14 protein-coding genes are annotated in these 16,004 nt (G+C 39.6%); 9 read left to right on the top strand and 5 right to left on the bottom strand.

Going from position 1 to position 16,004, the window contains the following annotated elements; all coding sequences use genetic code 11:
• Positions 1–67 precede the first annotated feature (67 nt).
• Together SHI21_RS06950 and SHI21_RS06945 are read right to left on the bottom strand one after the other, a co-directional pair.
• On the bottom strand, positions 68–1,030 hold the full coding sequence (locus SHI21_RS06950; protein ID WP_323575572.1) for a hypothetical protein: 963 nt from the start codon (positions 1,028–1,030) through the stop codon (positions 68–70).
• 179 nt (positions 1,031–1,209) lie between these two features.
• Entirely contained in the window at positions 1,210–4,887 is a 3,678-nt protein-coding gene (locus SHI21_RS06945) for a tail fiber domain-containing protein (protein WP_323575571.1), read from the bottom strand.
• A gap of 264 nt (positions 4,888–5,151) precedes the next feature.
• Here SHI21_RS06945 and SHI21_RS06940 point away from each other — a divergent pair, with 264 nt between their 5' ends.
• From SHI21_RS06940 to SHI21_RS06905, 8 genes are all read left to right on the top strand, one after another.
• Positions 5,152–6,159: an HD-GYP domain-containing protein gene (locus SHI21_RS06940; RefSeq protein ID WP_323575570.1), complete on the top strand. Its 1,008-nt coding sequence runs from the start codon at positions 5,152–5,154 to the stop codon at positions 6,157–6,159.
• A gap of 113 nt (positions 6,160–6,272) precedes the next feature.
• Positions 6,273–6,491, top strand: a complete 219-nt coding sequence (locus tag SHI21_RS06935) for a hypothetical protein (protein ID WP_323575569.1) — start codon at positions 6,273–6,275, stop codon at positions 6,489–6,491.
• Between the two features lie 110 nt (positions 6,492–6,601).
• Positions 6,602–7,516, top strand: coding sequence for a phosphate ABC transporter permease subunit PstC (gene pstC, locus SHI21_RS06930; protein ID WP_323575568.1), 915 nt, complete (start codon positions 6,602–6,604; stop codon positions 7,514–7,516).
• Positions 7,517–7,520: 4 nt separating this feature from the next.
• Entirely contained in the window at positions 7,521–8,369 is an 849-nt protein-coding gene (gene pstA, locus SHI21_RS06925) for a phosphate ABC transporter permease PstA (protein ID WP_323575567.1), read from the top strand.
• Between the two features lie 2 nt (positions 8,370–8,371).
• Positions 8,372–9,148 carry a phosphate ABC transporter ATP-binding protein PstB gene (pstB, locus tag SHI21_RS06920; RefSeq protein WP_323575566.1) on the top strand — a complete coding sequence of 259 codons (777 nt, stop codon included), beginning with the start codon at positions 8,372–8,374 and terminating at the stop codon, positions 9,146–9,148.
• 17 nt (positions 9,149–9,165) lie between these two features.
• The gene (gene phoU / locus SHI21_RS06915) at positions 9,166–9,804 is read left to right on the top strand and encodes a phosphate signaling complex protein PhoU (protein ID WP_323575565.1); all 639 of its coding nucleotides are present in this window, start codon (positions 9,166–9,168) and stop codon (positions 9,802–9,804) included.
• A gap of 1 nt (position 9,805) precedes the next feature.
• Positions 9,806–10,522: a response regulator transcription factor gene (locus SHI21_RS06910; RefSeq protein ID WP_323575564.1), complete on the top strand. Its 717-nt coding sequence runs from the start codon at positions 9,806–9,808 to the stop codon at positions 10,520–10,522.
• Complete coding sequence (locus tag SHI21_RS06905; RefSeq protein WP_323575563.1) at positions 10,503–11,867, top strand: ATP-binding protein; 1,365 nt, start codon at positions 10,503–10,505, stop codon at positions 11,865–11,867. Before SHI21_RS06910 ends, SHI21_RS06905 begins: the two co-directional genes overlap by 20 nt.
• Here the strand turns inward: SHI21_RS06905 and SHI21_RS06900 are convergent, their stop codons facing one another.
• From SHI21_RS06900 to SHI21_RS06890, 3 genes are read right to left on the bottom strand one after another with little or no spacing between them, the layout of a single operon-like run.
• Positions 11,868–12,737, bottom strand: a complete 870-nt coding sequence (locus SHI21_RS06900) for a flagellin N-terminal helical domain-containing protein (RefSeq protein ID WP_323575562.1) — start codon at positions 12,735–12,737, stop codon at positions 11,868–11,870. It abuts the gene before it with no gap.
• Positions 12,738–12,793: 56 nt separating this feature from the next.
• Entirely contained in the window at positions 12,794–13,930 is a 1,137-nt protein-coding gene (locus tag SHI21_RS06895; RefSeq protein WP_323575561.1) for a glycosyltransferase family 4 protein, read from the bottom strand.
• Positions 13,931–13,957: 27 nt separating this feature from the next.
• On the bottom strand, positions 13,958–14,647 hold the full coding sequence (locus SHI21_RS06890) for a hypothetical protein (RefSeq protein WP_323575560.1): 690 nt from the start codon (positions 14,645–14,647) through the stop codon (positions 13,958–13,960).
• A 108-nt stretch (positions 14,648–14,755) separates the two neighbouring features.
• Here SHI21_RS06890 and SHI21_RS06885 point away from each other — a divergent pair, with 108 nt between their 5' ends.
• On the top strand, positions 14,756–15,997 hold the full coding sequence (locus tag SHI21_RS06885) for a hypothetical protein (protein ID WP_323575559.1): 1,242 nt from the start codon (positions 14,756–14,758) through the stop codon (positions 15,995–15,997).
• Positions 15,998–16,004: the final 7 nt, after the last annotated feature.

The raw sequence follows: 16,004 nt of genomic DNA, 5'->3' as shown, positions 1-16,004 counted from the left end.
ATAAATCTTTAAGATTGGTGTAGAGCTTTTGTAGCTAGGAAGAAAAATCCAAGAATAGGCCGCTTTTTTAGGCGGCTTTCTTCACATACTGCTTATTCATTTTTAGTCTTTCGAATTCTTGTAAATCACTCGTAAAATGACTTTTGGTTTTCTCCACCAGAGGAGCAAAAACATTCTTCAATTCTGTCTCGTGTCCTGCGGGTAAAAGATCCTCATAGCGAGCGAAGATATAGAACTCTTCATCAGCACTTCTTTTAGCATTATTTAAATTTCCATAGAAGTTTAAAATTCTCGACTCTAATTTATAGAGCATTGAATCTCTCTCGATTGAAATTTCATGTTTGTCGATTTTCTTAAACACGTCTTCAATCGCCATCGCATCGATACGCTTATAAGGCGCTATCGGAATCGCCAGCTCCAGCATTGTCGAATTTTTAATCTTGTTTAAAAAATTCTTATCAGCGATTTTAAAGATAAATCCTAACTCTGATAATTGGTGGATTTCAACTTTATCAGTATAAGTGTTCACGTCGTTGTCCATTTTGAAATGAACAGGAATCGTCGCGTTCAGACGGAATGATCTAAGGGTATAATGCTCAAGAAGAATTTTTCTCATAACGAACTGAGAGTATATATCTTTATCCAGCCACTTCATTGAAGTCAGCGTGAAATAAGGGCCTTGCTCACTATCGTATGAGAAGAGAATTTCTTCTTTTCTTTCAAACCACGTTAAACGTAAACGGCTATCAAGATAAGACTCATATAATGAAAATAAATCAGTCTTGATGACTTTTATTTTATTACATAACCACACTGGTTTTGATTTCAGTTCACTCAGCGCCTGATTCATACGAAGCAAATGAAAATTGTTATTGAAGTTTTTATAGTGACGTCTTTGCGCCAGACATGTCTGGTCCCAGTTGGCCCAGTGGAATGACAACTCTTTGGTAAGCTTGAGATGCTCAGTCAAATCTCTTGATCCAAGATATTCTTTTAAGCTCTGTGGGTTTACTACGCCTCTGATTGTCATAACGGTCTCCAAATTTTCAAGTATGATCCTTTACGGTCATTCTAGACGGGTACTGGAGCGTGCTGGTGAGAAAAAAAGGAAAATTAAATGTATCTGAAATTATTCTTTTTTTGGCGGCCTAAGAATTCATTAGGCCGCTGGAAGGTGTGTCTTTTTTGAGGCATCAATAAAATTAACTTTCATTTACAGATGGAAGCATTAGGATCTCTACTACAAAGATATGACTTGATTGCTGTATTTTCCTCTAAGAGCTTAGCATTTTGTTGTTTAACGAAAGCAATTTCTTTCTTCTGAATTTGCAGCTCTTTATCGTGCCCTATTAACCGGCCCTTAATGATTTTGATTGATTCAATGATCGGCGCGATAAGCATTGTATAGGCCACTGATCTAAATCCTTTATCATCGCGAGAGACTGCTTCAGGGAAAACCTTTTCTACTTTTTGAGCGATCACTCCCATTTCACGATGGTGAGAAAAATTCTTTTCCGGGAATTCATCACTTCTAAAAAAATAATAAACCCCTTCAAGAGAAGTCAATTTTTCAAGTGCATTTGGAATGACTGTTATATCTTTTTTAAATCTTCCGTCTGACGTTGTAGCGTAGGCCGATGTACCGGCCACTGTTCCATTGACTTCAAGATTGTATGCTGGAGTTGTAGTTCCAATACCAACGCTCCCACCACTAAAAGATATATCAGAACCATTTGTGGCCCACTGACTGCTGAAAACATTTGTTGTAATCACGTGATCGACTGACAACATCGCTCGGGTCAAAACCCCCGCTGTTCCGAGAGTTGAAACTCGCGCGGAAATTCTATCTCCGGCCGCGACTGGTATACTACTTACTGTGTCTGAAGCTGTAGTTGTTGCTGCGGCCAGAGACACGACCACTCCAGTTGAAGCTGCATTTTTATAAATTGTAAAACTAGTGATCCCATCGTTGGTGTTAGCGTCGGCCCTAACGTAAATATTGCTCAGTATCCCTCCTCTCGTAACGAGAACACCATCTATATCAGTTGTGGCGACTGCTGTTCCCTGAGCACCTAAGAAGCGATTCAAGTTAATCGCTTGTGTCCCGTTAGAAGAAAATTTTAGCGTTGTCGCAACGTAAGAAATAACATTAGAGGGGCCTGTCGTATTAATACAGTTTCCCATCCATGCAATACAATCCCCGTACACATCAAGAGCGTGAGCAGGAGTCGTGGTTCCCATTCCTACATACCCATTGCTCGCCAGGCGTATTCTTTCAAAATACGATCCTGCTGAACGAGTGAAAAAACGTAAATGCCCGGATAAAACTGAGGCCAGATCAGTATCTGCATGCCCACTAATAGATGCGACTTCGTTAAATGTTGTTCCGGTATAACCTCTAAAAGCTAAAAACCCAATACGATCATTGGCCAGTAACGCTGTCGGAGCATCTACTGTGCCTCTTGCTCGTCTAAGCATTATTGCTCCCTCTTGTGTCTCGGTGTACGCATCAATATGAAGATCGTCTTCAAAACTACCTCCTCCCACAATACTTAAACCAGAGTCCGGTCGACTGGTTCCAATTCCCACGTTTCCAGTACTTCCTTGAACTACAAATTTTCCATTTATATTCATGGTCGCCGGATAAACAGTAAAATTTTCTCCAGTCACGTTTGCCGTAAAGGCAGGTGAAACTGTAAACGAAGTTCCAGTTCCTCCAACTGTAACGGTACGAGCTTGAGCTGGCGTTGTAGTAGGAATTAAATAATCGCCAACATTTAAAGTGACTGTTTCTGAAGTCGTCATAGTTGTTGTCGTAGTCACGGCCGTCAATGTAGCTGTTCCTGAACTAGTCGCAGTGCCAGCGATAGAAAGTGATGCAGTTGGAGTCGTCGTACCTACTCCAACATTTCCAGTTGCCCTATAAACATCTGGGCCTGCTGTAGTCCAGACTGTTGCCGCAGCAATGGCATTTGATACATACTGAACATTGGTTGCATCACCGAGATCAGTGATTAACGGAGTAGGAACAGTTAACCTTGCCGTCATACCTTGAATAGCAGTTGCACCTGTTAAAAAGTTTACACCATCTTTGGTTACGGAATTGGCCGCAATATTATTGAGCTGTCCCTGAGTTTTATTGAACGCCACTGCGAGAGTGTCGCCAGTAGTAATCGGTAAAAGAGGAATGCTTACAGTTGGAGTCACTGTTCCGAGAGTTGCATCACGGACATCTGTTATAAAAGTGGACCATGTATTGTCCCCTCTTAAATAAGTTGTATTATTTTTTGTTCCAGTTGCACTTAAATGCGCAAGTGTAACTTTTCCAGATCCAATAGTGTTAGCGCCTACAGTTCCACCAATATCACCGGTCAATGTTGTTCCCGTGACGGAAGTGGGAGTTGTCCACGATAGTGTAGAGGGATTTAATCCATTGGTCGTTAGAACTTGTCCACTTGTTCCAGCACTTGGAGGAAGAGTAAAAGTATAAGCAGTAGTGGCCCCGTCTGCTTTTAATGTAACGTAGTTTGCAGTTCCTTTTAATTTTACATCAGTGTCCAGACTTAAACTTCCAAGAACTGTCCCACCTGCAGTTTTGTCTAATTTCGTATCAACATACTGTCTGTTTGAAACATCCAAAGGGCCAACCGGATTAGGAACATTAGAAATTGTTCCTGCACTTGTCAGTGCTCCACCTGATGTATTGAGCTTTAAAGCAAGAGCATCGTACACCGAATTCCCATCCGGTGCGTGAGTTGTATCAGCATCAGTAATGGCAGTTGCAAGAACAGTTGTTACGGCCGTTAGACCTGAAATTTTTGCGGCAGGAATATCACCGTCGGCAATATTTAATTTTGCATAAGGAATTGTGGCCGCAGGAATATTTAATTTCGAGTAATCAATTGCCGCGGCCGCATTGATATCAGCATTAACAATTGTTCCATCGAGAATTTGTGAACTGTTAATTGTTCCGGTAATTTTTGAAGCGGCCACTGCTGTGATCTTTGCATCGGTTACTGCACCGTCAGCAATCGTAGCTGTGACCACTGAAGCAGCTCCCCCACCTGAAAGATCATCTGCTGCTACCCAATGAGTTCCGTTAAATTTTAAAACTTTTCCATTCACTGGTGCCACTGATAAATCAACATCAGTCAGTTTATCAAGATCGTAGTCTCCTTCCTGAGCAACAATATTTCCTGTGCGTGAGAAGACAGATGTCACAAGTGTTGAGTTACCAATTTTCTGCCAGGCAGTTCCATTTGAAATAAGCCAATCACCTACTACGAATGAAGTGGCACCAATCATTCCATCTGCGCTGACAATATAATAAGACCCGGAAGTTGGAAATGGATTTGGAGTTGGTGCCGGAGGGTTTGCTGAAGCATTAAATGCTCCAAGATAATTGATCCCAGTGGACGCGCGAGGCTTCCATGTTCCAGTATTCGCATCGTAAGATAAAACATCTTTATCAATGGCAGTGATAGCGCAATTAAAACCAAAGCCATTTAAAGTGGCACTACATAAAGAAAAATCAATTGGAAAAGTCGCACTTGCATTGGCGTCAGATAAAATTAAATGAAATAGTTTTGAAACATCAAAAGAAACTGCACTCAGGGAGTTGGCAATAATCTTAGTGTCTGTTTTAGATTCGATACTGAAATCTTGATTAAGTGAATTCCCGTTAACTTTTACTGCTGAAATATCTGTGAAACCGGCACCTGTTATGACTAATTGATTATTAATAATTTGAACTGATGAAACATTGGCAGATACACTAACTGATGTATTAGTCTTTCTTTTTAAAGAAATATCAATCTTCCCTTTATCAGCAATACAACCGCTAATCAGAATTAAAAGAATTAATAATTTTAAATTTTGTTTGCGCATTTCCACCAACTATTATGAAGACTATGGGTCATTCTCCTAAGTATAACTTGCCTTACATTAAAGACGAACCTGGTGCATTTTTACCTATGAGAATCTACTAAATTTGGACCTTTAATATCTAGTCCACGCTTATGTATGTTCATGTATGAAAACAAACTGCCGTTAATTTGAGGCTCAGCTCATCTCTTAGATATTTTCAATCTGAATAAACTGGCAAAAAATTATCCTGATAGTGCCTTTTGCAATTTCTGCTATAATTTCTAAATGAAGAATCCTTTTGATGTTCTTGAACAAAATTCGCTTAACTATAAGCTCACTCCAATTTCATTTAGAGAGATTTTCTTTATAGCTGAAGCACCATGCGACATCTACGCGCAAGTAGATGGTCTCCTAAAAGTTGTTCTTCATAAAAAAGCAGAGATCAGCACTCCAGTATTAAAAGAGCTGTTACAAAAAAAGCTAGCAAACCTCTTTGTTATAGAAGACGACCGCAATCTCTTAAAGCTTGCTCAGCAGGATAACCTTACCAGTGTCACTCGCTCACTTTCTATTGGTGATCCACTAGAAAAAGCTCGTCTTCAAACCAACCTACTCACTTTGAATATGGGTTACCTTTACGAAGACCCGACAGACGACAACAACCTGAACCTACAAGTTCAAAGTGCAAAGAACCTGGCGACTTTTTTATTCAACAAACCTCAAATTCACGAAGCGCTTTACAAAGAATTTATCAAGCAAGGCCATCACTACATCTTTGCCCAACCATTTCTCTCAACTTTGTTTCTTTTAGGCGTCATGAAAAACTCACGTCTGTATATCGACAAAGATATCGAGCTTTTTTTCCTGACCAGCTATTTTAAAGACATTGGTATGTCGGCCATTCCGGTTGAAAAATACAATGATGATCATTTAACTGATGATGACAAAAAACTCCTGGCCTCTCACCCACAGCTCTCTGTGAACATTTTGAAAGGTCGCGTGCCACTACCTCCCAATCATTTAAAGATCATTGAGAACCACCATATCTACAGCACACTGACTAACCAGATGAACCTCTCATCGAAAGATGATCCGAATAATATTTTTGGATTTGAAACCATGATGATTTCAGTGATGGACACAGTGGCCGCAATGACAACTGACAGGCCGTTTAGAAAAGCAGAGTCTTTATATAAAAGTTTGGATCTGATTCGTCTTTTAATTGGTGAGCAATACCCTCAGGAATTCAAATTGATCGTCTTCTATTTCAAAAACTTCTTTAAATCCCTCTAATTAAATAGCGGAGTATTTTCCTCCAGCGTAAAAATCTTTTCAAAGTGTTTTTTGATGTGAAACACTTGTGTTACAGATTTTTAAATTGCCAAGAAATTCTACGGAGGGAAATAATGGCGACAACTGATATTAGTCCGTTAACGGGTATAATTGCCGAAGAACTGGTTTATGTTGATTTCGGAGAGCACGAAGGAAAATCAGTGCTAGAAATCGCTGACACTCTACCAGACTTCTACGAATTTCTGGTTGAAAGCAAAGAGGGTGGTAAATGCATTATCCGCCGCTCTAAAGACAAGAGCTTTAGGCTTTATGTCTCTCAAACCGCTCACTAAAAGCTTAATCGCATGCGGGGAGCGTAAATTCCCCGCTTTTTTCTCCTTTCTTAACAGAATCCTAACATTCAGACCTTTATATTTTGACCAAAATTGTCGATTATAAACCTATGTTTAAATTGAAATCTAAGACGCAAGATGCCCTATTATTCTACGTGCTAAGAACCATCTCTTTGGTAGTGATCGCTCTATTATTAGGGATCATTTATATTTTAATAAAAGCGGCATGGCCGGCAATTAGCAGCAACGGAATTCGTTTCCTTTTTGGAACTGAATGGAACCCTGTTGAAGATCGCTATGGTGCTCTCCCATTTATTTTTGGAACATTGGCCACTTCACTGACAGCACTTCTTATCGCTACACCAGTGAGTGTAATGATCGCACTTTTTATTACTGAATACCTTCCTAAATCATTTTCAAGAATCGTTGCTTTATTAATTGAAATGGTTGCGGCCATCCCGAGTATTATCTTTGGTCTTTGGGGTATTTTCTATCTCGCTCCTTTTGTTAAAAGCACCCTTGCTCCTTTTTTAAAACTCCACTTTGGATTTCTTCCGATTTTTCAGGGGCCAAGTTTCGGGATCGGGATTTTAACTGCGGCACTTATTTTATCCATCATGATTGTCCCAACCATCTCTTCAATTTGTAGATCAATCTTTGAGCTTATTCCTGCTCACCAGAAAGAAGCTTCGTATGCACTTGGCTCTACAAAATATGAAATGATTAAACTCGCTGTTCTCTCACCTTCAATTTCAGGAATCACTTCTGCAGTTGTTTTAGGATTGGGACGGGCACTTGGTGAAACCATGGCCGTGACCATGTTGATTGGTAACTCACCGATTATTTCCAAATCGCTCTTTTCTCCGGCAGCAACCATGGCCTCAGTCATGGCCAATGAATATGCTGATGCCAATACGCCACTGCATGTTTCATCACTATGTTACTTAGCACTACTTCTCTTCTTAATAACTTTCCTTTCAAATCTTTTTGCTAGAACGATAGTAAAAAGTTTTTCAAAAGGGTGATTGAATGAATTATAGACTGTATCGAAAATTCAAGAACACACTCTTTTTGCTATTAACACTTGCGAGTGCTCTTGCTGTTTTAATTCCGCTGTTCATGATTATTCAGTTCGTTTTAGTACAAGGAGCAAGCTCACTTAGTTTGAGCTTCTTTACTGAGCTTCCTAAACCGGTTGGTGAAACTGGTGGTGGGATGAGGCATGCGATCCTGGGAACAATCTACATTGTTCTTTTAGGGGCCGCGATTGCTATTCCTATTGGGGTGACGTGCGGGGTTTATTTATCTGAGTTTCGTAAAAGTAAACTTTCTAAAACACTTAAGATGACTGTGGACTTAATGAGCGGGATTCCTTCGATTGTTATCGGGATCTTTGCTTACTTAACAGTTGTTGTTCCCTTAAAGAGCTTCTCTGCTCTTGCCGGTGGTATCGCTTTAAGTATCATCATGCTTCCAATTATCATTAAAACATCAGAAGAAATTTTAAAACTGGTACCAGACCATATCCGTGAAGCGGGCCTTGCCCTTGGTCTTCCACGTTGGAAAGTTATTTTGTTCATTATCTTGAAGGGATCGATTTCAAATCTTTTAACCGGGATGATTCTAGCGATCTCTCGTGCGGCCGGTGAAACTGCTCCTCTATTATTTACCGCATTCGGAAATATGTACTACAGCTATTCATTAAACGAGCCTATGGCCTCGCTTCCTGTACAGATTTATACTTACGCGATCTCGCCTTATAAAGACTGGCAACGCCAGGCCTGGGCCGGTGCTTTTGTCCTGATGGTTCTCATTTTAACAATGAATTTATTTGCCAGATTTATTCTGACAAAAATTAAAGATAAGAAAGGGATTTAACAATGTCGAATTTCAGTGACGCCAAAGTTATTCTTGAAGCTAAAAAACTAGAAGCATGGTTTGGCGACTTTCAAGCTGTAAAAGGGATTACCGTTGATTACCGCGAGAAGACTATCAATGCTATCATTGGTCCTTCAGGTTGTGGGAAATCGACTTACCTGAGATGCTTAAACCGCATTCACGAAGAAATTGAAGGGGCCCGCACAGCAGGAGAAGTTCTGCTTGAAGGGAAAAATATTTACGATAAAAAAGTCGACGTTGTAGACGTTAGAAGAAGAATCGGGATGGTTTTCCAAAAGCCCAACCCATTTCCTTCAATGACAATTTTAGATAATGTCGTCATCGGTCTAAGACTTCAGGGGATCTCAAAAAGATCGACTTTGCTTGAGGCAGCGGAAGTTTGTTTAAAAAAAGCTGCTCTATGGGAAGAAGTTAAGGATAAACTAAACTCAATGGGGACATCTCTTTCAGGTGGTCAGCAGCAACGCCTTTGCATTGCGCGCGCTCTAGCGGTTAATCCTCCGGTTCTCCTGATGGATGAGCCTACCTCAGCACTTGATCCGATAGCTACAGCAAAGATTGAAGAGCTGATGAACGAAATCAAAAAAGAATACACGGTTATTATCGTGACTCATAACATGCAACAAGCGGCCCGTATTTCTGATTTCACTTCCTTTTTCGTTTATGGGAACATGATAGAGCATGGTCTGAGTTCGGATATATTTACGAACCCAAAAGAAAAACAAACTGAGGATTATATCTCAGGGCGTTTCGGTTAAATCTAGGAAAAATTATTATGGATATTTGTGCAAGAGATCTTCGCGATCACGTTTTAAAAATGGCCAGTCTGGTTGAAGCCTCTCTATCGAGTTCGCTCAACGTAGAAAAAACGATGGAAGACGTCTTCGTTTTAGAAAAAAAGATTAATGAGTTTCACATCCTGATTGATGATGCTTGTTTTAAATATATAGCGCTTAAAGGCCCTACAGCAAAAGACTTAAGAACGGCAATCGCTGTTATGAAAATCAATGCTGATTTAGAACGCATGGGAGACCAGGCCGTAAAAATCAAAAGACACCAGGTGACTATCAACCGTGAAATTCTTCTATTGAAGAATATGGCCCTTGAAGTAAACCTGATGGTAAAAAATGCTCTTGATTCATTCGTGAGAAGCAATACGAAACTGGCAACCGATGTTATTCATCACGACCAGGAAATCAATGCTATGAACCGCGATATCGTAAGAGACTACATCAACCAGATTAAAAATAATGAAATCAGTTTTGATGAAGGCTACAGTATCATCAAAATTTCTAAAAACTTAGAGCGCATCGGTGACCATGCTAAAAACATCGCCGAAGACGTTATCTTTTTAGAGTCAGGATCAGACATCCGTCACAACCCTGAATACAAAACTGGAAAAAAGGATTCTTAATATGGAAAACGCTAATATTATCGTTGTTGAAGATGAACAGGAAATCAGCGAGCTGATTCTGTCTCAACTAAAAGTCCTGGGTCACAACATCCTGACTTTTGGCGATGGTAAAAAAGCTTTGGATTATATTCAAAGTAACGATGGAAAAGAAGCTGCAAACACTCACCTCTTTATCCTGGATCGCATGCTTCCTTCGGTTAACGGAATGGAGATCTGCAAGTTCATTCGTCTTTTTAATCCAACGAAAACAACTCCGATCTTAATGCTGACGGCACTTAGTACTCCTGAACAAATCGTTGAGGGTCTTGATGCCGGTGCTGACGATTACATGACGAAGCCATTTGACCTGGCGATTCTGCTAGCGCGAGTAAGATCACTTCTTCGCCGTAGAGAAGTCAGCAACCGCACACCGGAAAATAAAAACATTCTCCGCCACAAAGAATTGGTTGTTGATTTAGATCAATGTAAAGTTTGGATTGAAGGACAACTTTTAGAATTAACTTTATCTGAGTACAAAATCCTTTGTTGTTTCATGCTTTCTCCAGGGAAAGTCTTAACAAGAAACCAACTGGTAGAATACATCCAGGATGGCCCTGTTCATGTCACAGACAGAACGATTGACACTCATATCTTCGGCCTTAGAAAAAAATTAGGTGACTACTCTGCCATTATTGAAACGATCAGAGGGATTGGTTACCGTGTCGTTGGCCATGATTGAGATTCGTTATAAAAAGATTCTCTTTTTCCAGGCCTTCTTTTTATTCGCGCTAGGCGCTTTCGTTTACAACTTTTTCAAGAAGTCTTTCGGCCTCCACAATGTGGGGGCGACGTTCTGGAGTTTCTATCTCCTGACATGGTTTATCTTTATTGTCTTCAACCTGCTCTTCTTGAAGTTTTTTGCTCTTCCCACTAAAGGACTGCTGAAAAAACTTGAATCAACCACATTACCTGAAGACTTAAGCTGGTCAGTGATCGAAGACACGCTCTCAAAGCGCGATGTCCATCACCAGTTAATTCAGTCTGAGTATGAAATTGAGAATCTAAAGTACAAAATCCTTTTAGACTCTCTTCACGATCCCGTTTGCATTTTTGGCCAAGACCAGATCATTTTATACTCTAACCAGACTTTCGATTTATTATTTAATATTCCTGACCATTCTAAAAAGAGTTCTCTTTTAGAAGTGACCCGCAACCATGAGTTTCATGATTTTATTAAAAAATCTATTTCGACAGATGAAGTGCAAAAGCTAGATGAGTTTAGCTTCAACCCGATTCAGGATTCCTTTAAGAAGTATTTTGAGATTAAAGTTTTCCCTCTTAAAACGATTCAGAATTATCTCTGTGTTATGCACGATGTGACAGAAAGAAAACTGGCCGATCAAATGCGCGAAGACTTTGTCGCCAATTTCTCTCATGAAGTCAGGACTCCTCTTACCATTTTAAATGGCCAGACTCAGACACTAAAGATATTGTTGGAAAAAAATAAAGAGTTCGACGCTGAATACAAACCGATCTTTGAAAAGCTGGATAATAACTCCAGACGTCTTCTAAGTCTTTTTAACGATCTTCTAAGACTGACTTCAGTTGAAAAGAGAAAAGATTTATTTAAAGAAGAAATTCATATTGAACCTATCATTGAAGGTCTTGCAGAAGAGCTAAAAATTAATTATCCGCTGAAGTCGATTCGATTCACTTACGACTTCAGAGCTCCTATTTTATACGTGGACTATAACCTCTTTGAGCAGGTTATGATTAATCTTATAGATAATGCCTACAAGTACCTCGGGGCCCTTGGAAACGTCAGTATTACGACTTCTATCGTGGGTGAAAACTCGATGCTGGAAATCACTGATGATGGGATGGGAATTCCTGAAGATCAACTTCATAGAATTTTTGAGAGATTCTTCAGAGTCGATGCTTCACGCTCCAGTGAAGTGGCCGGAACCGGACTTGGTTTATCAATCGTTAAACATATCGTGCAAAAGCATGACGGTAAAATCAAGGTAAGCAGCAAGTTCTCCAAAGGGACAACTTTTACAATCCTATTTCCAAATAAAAAATAATTAACTTACAAGTTTTAGAATAATGTTTGGTTGTTCATTAGAATTTTTTAACATCGCTAAACTTGCAGCTTGGGCAATCTGACCTTTCATCTTATTCGCCACTTCTTTAGCAACATCTGTATCGCGGATTTTTGAATTACTGTCTGAGATATTTTCACGAGATACTAAAAGGTTATTCATAACAGATCCGATTCTGTTACTCATACTTCCTAATTGCGCTCTTGAAGATCCGATATCCGACATCATCTTATCAATTGACGAAAGTGAACTCTGTGCCCCTTCTTTTGTTCTTAAATTAACATGCTTGATACCAAAGTTAGTGCTCGAGTCCAGAATCTTACTCATGTCATAACGGATTCTATCATCGCTTGCCAGACCATTGATTCCAACCTGAAGATCGTAGACACTTTCTTTTCCCTTAATGATGTTATTACCATTAAAGCTTGTTGAAGCTGTGATACGTTCTACTTCATTTTTTAGTTGCTGAAATTCAGCATCCATTACACTTCTCTCAGCACTTCCCAACGTATCGTTGGCCGCTTGCATAGCAAGTTCACGTAAACGAGAACCCATTCCTTGCATAACTCCCAGTGAGCCTTCTGCAACTTGTAGTAGAGAAATTGAATCGTTTGAGTTTCTTTCTGCTTGATAGTTACTGCGAATTTTTGCTCGCATTGTTTCTGAAATCGCAAGACCTGCGGGATCAACTGCAGACCTAACAATACGATCCCCTGAAGATAATTTCATATCTTCTGTGGCCAGCTCTTCAGTATGCTGTTGAACATACCTTTGTGCCGTCATCGAATTTAAATTCGTTGAGACTCGCATTACTAGATCATCCTTGAAGAACACATTTAAAGTTTCAACCATGAAACCTCAAGGACTTATCGGCAGTATTTTCTTATACCTGAATTTTTTGCCCTTTTTTAGAATAGCTTAGCGTAACACTCAAGAAGTTTTGCGTTCACATTCTGTCTATGAAATTGCTGAACGAACTCAAATCCCCTAGCAATCATGTTTTCTTGCAAACTTACGTCGTTTAATACTTTAAGCATTTTGTCAGAGATATCCTGCACTGATAGTGGATCAATATACACAGAATCTGGGCCAGCACTCTCCGGAAAGCATGAACCAAAACTTGTGATGACAGGAGTTTTAGAAAAGAGGGCCTCAACAATAGGAAGACCGAAGCCTTCAAAGTGTGAAGGAAAACAAAAGAGATCTGCTGTTTGATAAAAAACAGGCAGCTCATTAAAAGGAATGTTTGAAAGAAAATGGATACGATTTGCGAGTCCTAAATCCTCTGCTTTCTTCTTGCAGCTTTCTAAATATTTTTTTCCGTTTCCGATGAGAACTAAATCCTGCTCTACCTGATTGGTGATTTTTGCATAAGCTTCAATCAGAGCAAGTTGATTTTTTCTTTCTTCGAATGCACCTACATTTAAAATAAACGGGCGATCAAAACTGTATTTGGCCATGAGTGCTTTTTGCTCTGAGAAGTCTCTCATTTCATAAAAAACCGGATCACAACTTTGGTAGTGAACAACAATCTTCTTTTCATCAACACCTAAGAACTCAATCAAGTCTCTTTTTGTCTGCTCACAGATCGCAATAACCATATCTGCATTTTTACCGGCGTAGCTGAATTTCTTTTTATAAGTAATACGGTCAATAAGTGGAAAGAACTCCGGGTATCTTAGAAAAATCAAATCGTGAATCGTCACCACCGATTTAAATTTTGCTCCATCAAGCCCAACTGGAATCTCATGCGAGAGTCCGTGGTACAAATCCAGGTTGTCTTTTTTAAGATCAGTAACCATTGAAAAAGATCTCCATAATGAAGGGATCTTTTGAGCAAGTAAACTTTGAGGTTCGCGGATATTAAGACGAGGGCTCGCGTGCTCTTTTAACCAGCGCTGCGCTCTTTCATCAGCAACAGAAGGAGTATAAAGAAAAATTTCTTCCTGAGAGTAATCAAGTAAACCTTCGATTAATCCTCTTGAATAATTTCCTAAACCGCGAAAATTTTGGGTAGCTCTTTTTCCATCGAAACCAAGGCGCATGAGAGAAGTCCTGACAAGAATTTTAGTTTAAAAACCTAGGTTGAATTTTATACTAAAACTTACTGAACCTGCTAGGGCCATCGTGCTCTTTGGGACGGAATTAATAACAATCTTTGGCTGAAGTTTGATTTTGGGATTATTTTTAATTAGTTCTTTCCAATTTAGCTTCTCAATTTTGAGATTTAAGCATCTTCCTTCACACTCTAAGTCATTTAGCTTTTTATCAAATGACACAAGTTTTACCATCCCATTTTCGTTTACCGGGAAGCCTTCTTGCGCGCGATCTAAGATTGCGTACACTTCGATTTTTTCAATAAACCCTAAGGAGTCTTTTCTTTTGGCATTATCAATATGAAGCAATAATGAATCCAGGCGAATCCAATCGATGAATGTAAAATCAATTTCACTAAGCGAATTTAAATCGACATCCATGGCCTCTAAATCAAGTTCCATTCCACCTTTAGTAGAAATCGTCGTATTAGCTAAAACGAATGCAATGGTTTGAAAAAGCTTTCCAAAAACCGGGAATTTACCTGTATTTCTAGCGTACTCATCAATCTGAGTAGCATCGACTTTATATGAGAAATTAATAGGTTGATCATTGCGGAGCTGGTCCACAGTCATAGGCTTCACAAGAGGAGTCAGCTTCTCTTTTCCACAAGAAGTGAATCCCATTAGGGCCACAAGAATTAGAAGCAGAGAAAGCGTTTTTTTCATTCCCCAATTTATAACATGTGTATAAATTTTGTGGGGTGACTTTGTAGTTTTTTCACTAAAGACATTATCTTTAACACCCTTTTTTTAAATCCGATAGAATTCACCCTAATGAAAACGAAACTACTTACCATTCTCGCTCTGGGAATGCTTCCTATTGGAGGCCTTCTGGCGGCGTCTTACGACACCCTACCTAAGCACGTTAATACACTCGTGTTTAAGCAGGTAATGGTCTCTAAGATAGAGTCTGAGTACAGTGATTCCGGGTCCAATGAAACTCTTAATATGAGAGAGGAATTCACTTCCAGCCGCCTGGAAGATATTAGTTCGGTTATTAAGACTTATTTCGAGCAATTAAAAGCGATTTCTCCAGAGGCCTATACTAACTTCTCCTTAGGGGAATTCTCGGCGAATGTGGCCGCAGATGTAAATGCCCAGGGTTTTGGTTATGGATTCGGGATTACAGACCGTTTAACGGTTTATGGGTCACTTCCTATTTATCATATTCAGACTGATATCAGGTTCCGTCAGACAAAAGCTTCAAACCTAGCAGCAGTTCAGGCGACGATAAGAAATGCTAATCCTGATACAGCGATGGGAAAATTCGTAAAAGACTTAACACTTCAGTTGCCAAATACGAACGAAGAATTACTGCAATCTCTTGTCACAAATTACTATGGGTATAAACCTATTGGTAAATGGGAAAAAGACGCTCTTGGTGATGCTGAGATCGGATTTATTTATCGCTTAACAGATTTCTCTGACAAAGGGGTTTCTGTTGCTGCTGGTGCTGTTCTTCCAACTGGATCTCCAGATGATCCTGATTCTCTTCAAGACGTATCGACTGGTGACGGTCAGTATGATGGATTCGTTGAAGTGGCCTCAGGGATTTCATTTTTAGATAGTACATTTCAATTTGATTTAAAAGGCCGCTACACATACCAGTTCGAATCTAAAAAAGAAGTCCGCTGGATTGAAGATGCTGATCTTCCTCTTGCTCAGACCAAGCGTACTGTAAGTCAAAAACTTGGTGATAAAGTCGAGGCCACTTTCACTACAACTTACAACCCTACTTACTGGATGAACTTAAACGCCTCATACCTGATGGGAATGACTGGTAAAACAAATTACTATGATGTCTCTGACCCGGATGTAAAAAAAGCACTGGAGTCTGAAACAAATTCAAGTAATCAATGGGTCAGAGTAGGAATTGGGTTTTCTACAGTTGAAGCTTATAAGATGAAAAAATTTGATATGCCACTTGATATTGGAGTGACAGCTCAACGTCTGCTTAATGCTAAAAATACGGCCAGCTATGACCGTATTGATTTTGATTTTAGAATGTACTTCTAATTTTACT

Source organism: Bacteriovorax sp. PP10, from assembly GCF_035013165.1.
Taxonomy (GTDB): Bacteria; Bdellovibrionota; Bacteriovoracia; order Bacteriovoracales; family Bacteriovoracaceae; genus Bacteriovorax; species Bacteriovorax antarcticus.
The sequence above is the reverse complement of the archived record's forward strand: the minus strand, read 5'-3'. Positions and strand labels throughout refer to the sequence as shown.

What these genes read in the sequence shown, in the direction of transcription:
- SHI21_RS06935 (WP_323575569.1), top strand. Translation starts at nt 6,273, where the DNA reads ATGGCGACAACTGATATTAGTCCGTTAACGGGTATAATTGCCGAAGAA.
- pstB (WP_323575566.1), top strand. Translation starts at nt 8,372, where the DNA reads ATGTCGAATTTCAGTGACGCCAAAGTTATTCTTGAAGCTAAAAAACTA.
- phoU (WP_323575565.1), top strand. Translation starts at nt 9,166, where the DNA reads ATGGATATTTGTGCAAGAGATCTTCGCGATCACGTTTTAAAAATGGCC.
- SHI21_RS06940 (WP_323575570.1), top strand. Translation starts at nt 5,152, where the DNA reads ATGAAGAATCCTTTTGATGTTCTTGAACAAAATTCGCTTAACTATAAG.
- SHI21_RS06950 (WP_323575572.1), bottom strand. Translation starts at nt 1,030, where the DNA reads ATGACAATCAGAGGCGTAGTAAACCCACAGAGCTTAAAAGAATATCTT.
- SHI21_RS06895 (WP_323575561.1), bottom strand. Translation starts at nt 13,930, where the DNA reads ATGCGCCTTGGTTTCGATGGAAAAAGAGCTACCCAAAATTTTCGCGGT.
- SHI21_RS06885 (WP_323575559.1), top strand. Translation starts at nt 14,756, where the DNA reads ATGAAAACGAAACTACTTACCATTCTCGCTCTGGGAATGCTTCCTATT.
- SHI21_RS06890 (WP_323575560.1), bottom strand. Translation starts at nt 14,647, where the DNA reads ATGAAAAAAACGCTTTCTCTGCTTCTAATTCTTGTGGCCCTAATGGGA.
- pstC (WP_323575568.1), top strand. Translation starts at nt 6,602, where the DNA reads ATGTTTAAATTGAAATCTAAGACGCAAGATGCCCTATTATTCTACGTG.
- SHI21_RS06945 (WP_323575571.1), bottom strand. Translation starts at nt 4,887, where the DNA reads ATGCGCAAACAAAATTTAAAATTATTAATTCTTTTAATTCTGATTAGC.
- SHI21_RS06910 (WP_323575564.1), top strand. Translation starts at nt 9,806, where the DNA reads ATGGAAAACGCTAATATTATCGTTGTTGAAGATGAACAGGAAATCAGC.
- pstA (WP_323575567.1), top strand. Translation starts at nt 7,521, where the DNA reads ATGAATTATAGACTGTATCGAAAATTCAAGAACACACTCTTTTTGCTA.
- SHI21_RS06900 (WP_323575562.1), bottom strand. Translation starts at nt 12,737, where the DNA reads ATGGTTGAAACTTTAAATGTGTTCTTCAAGGATGATCTAGTAATGCGA.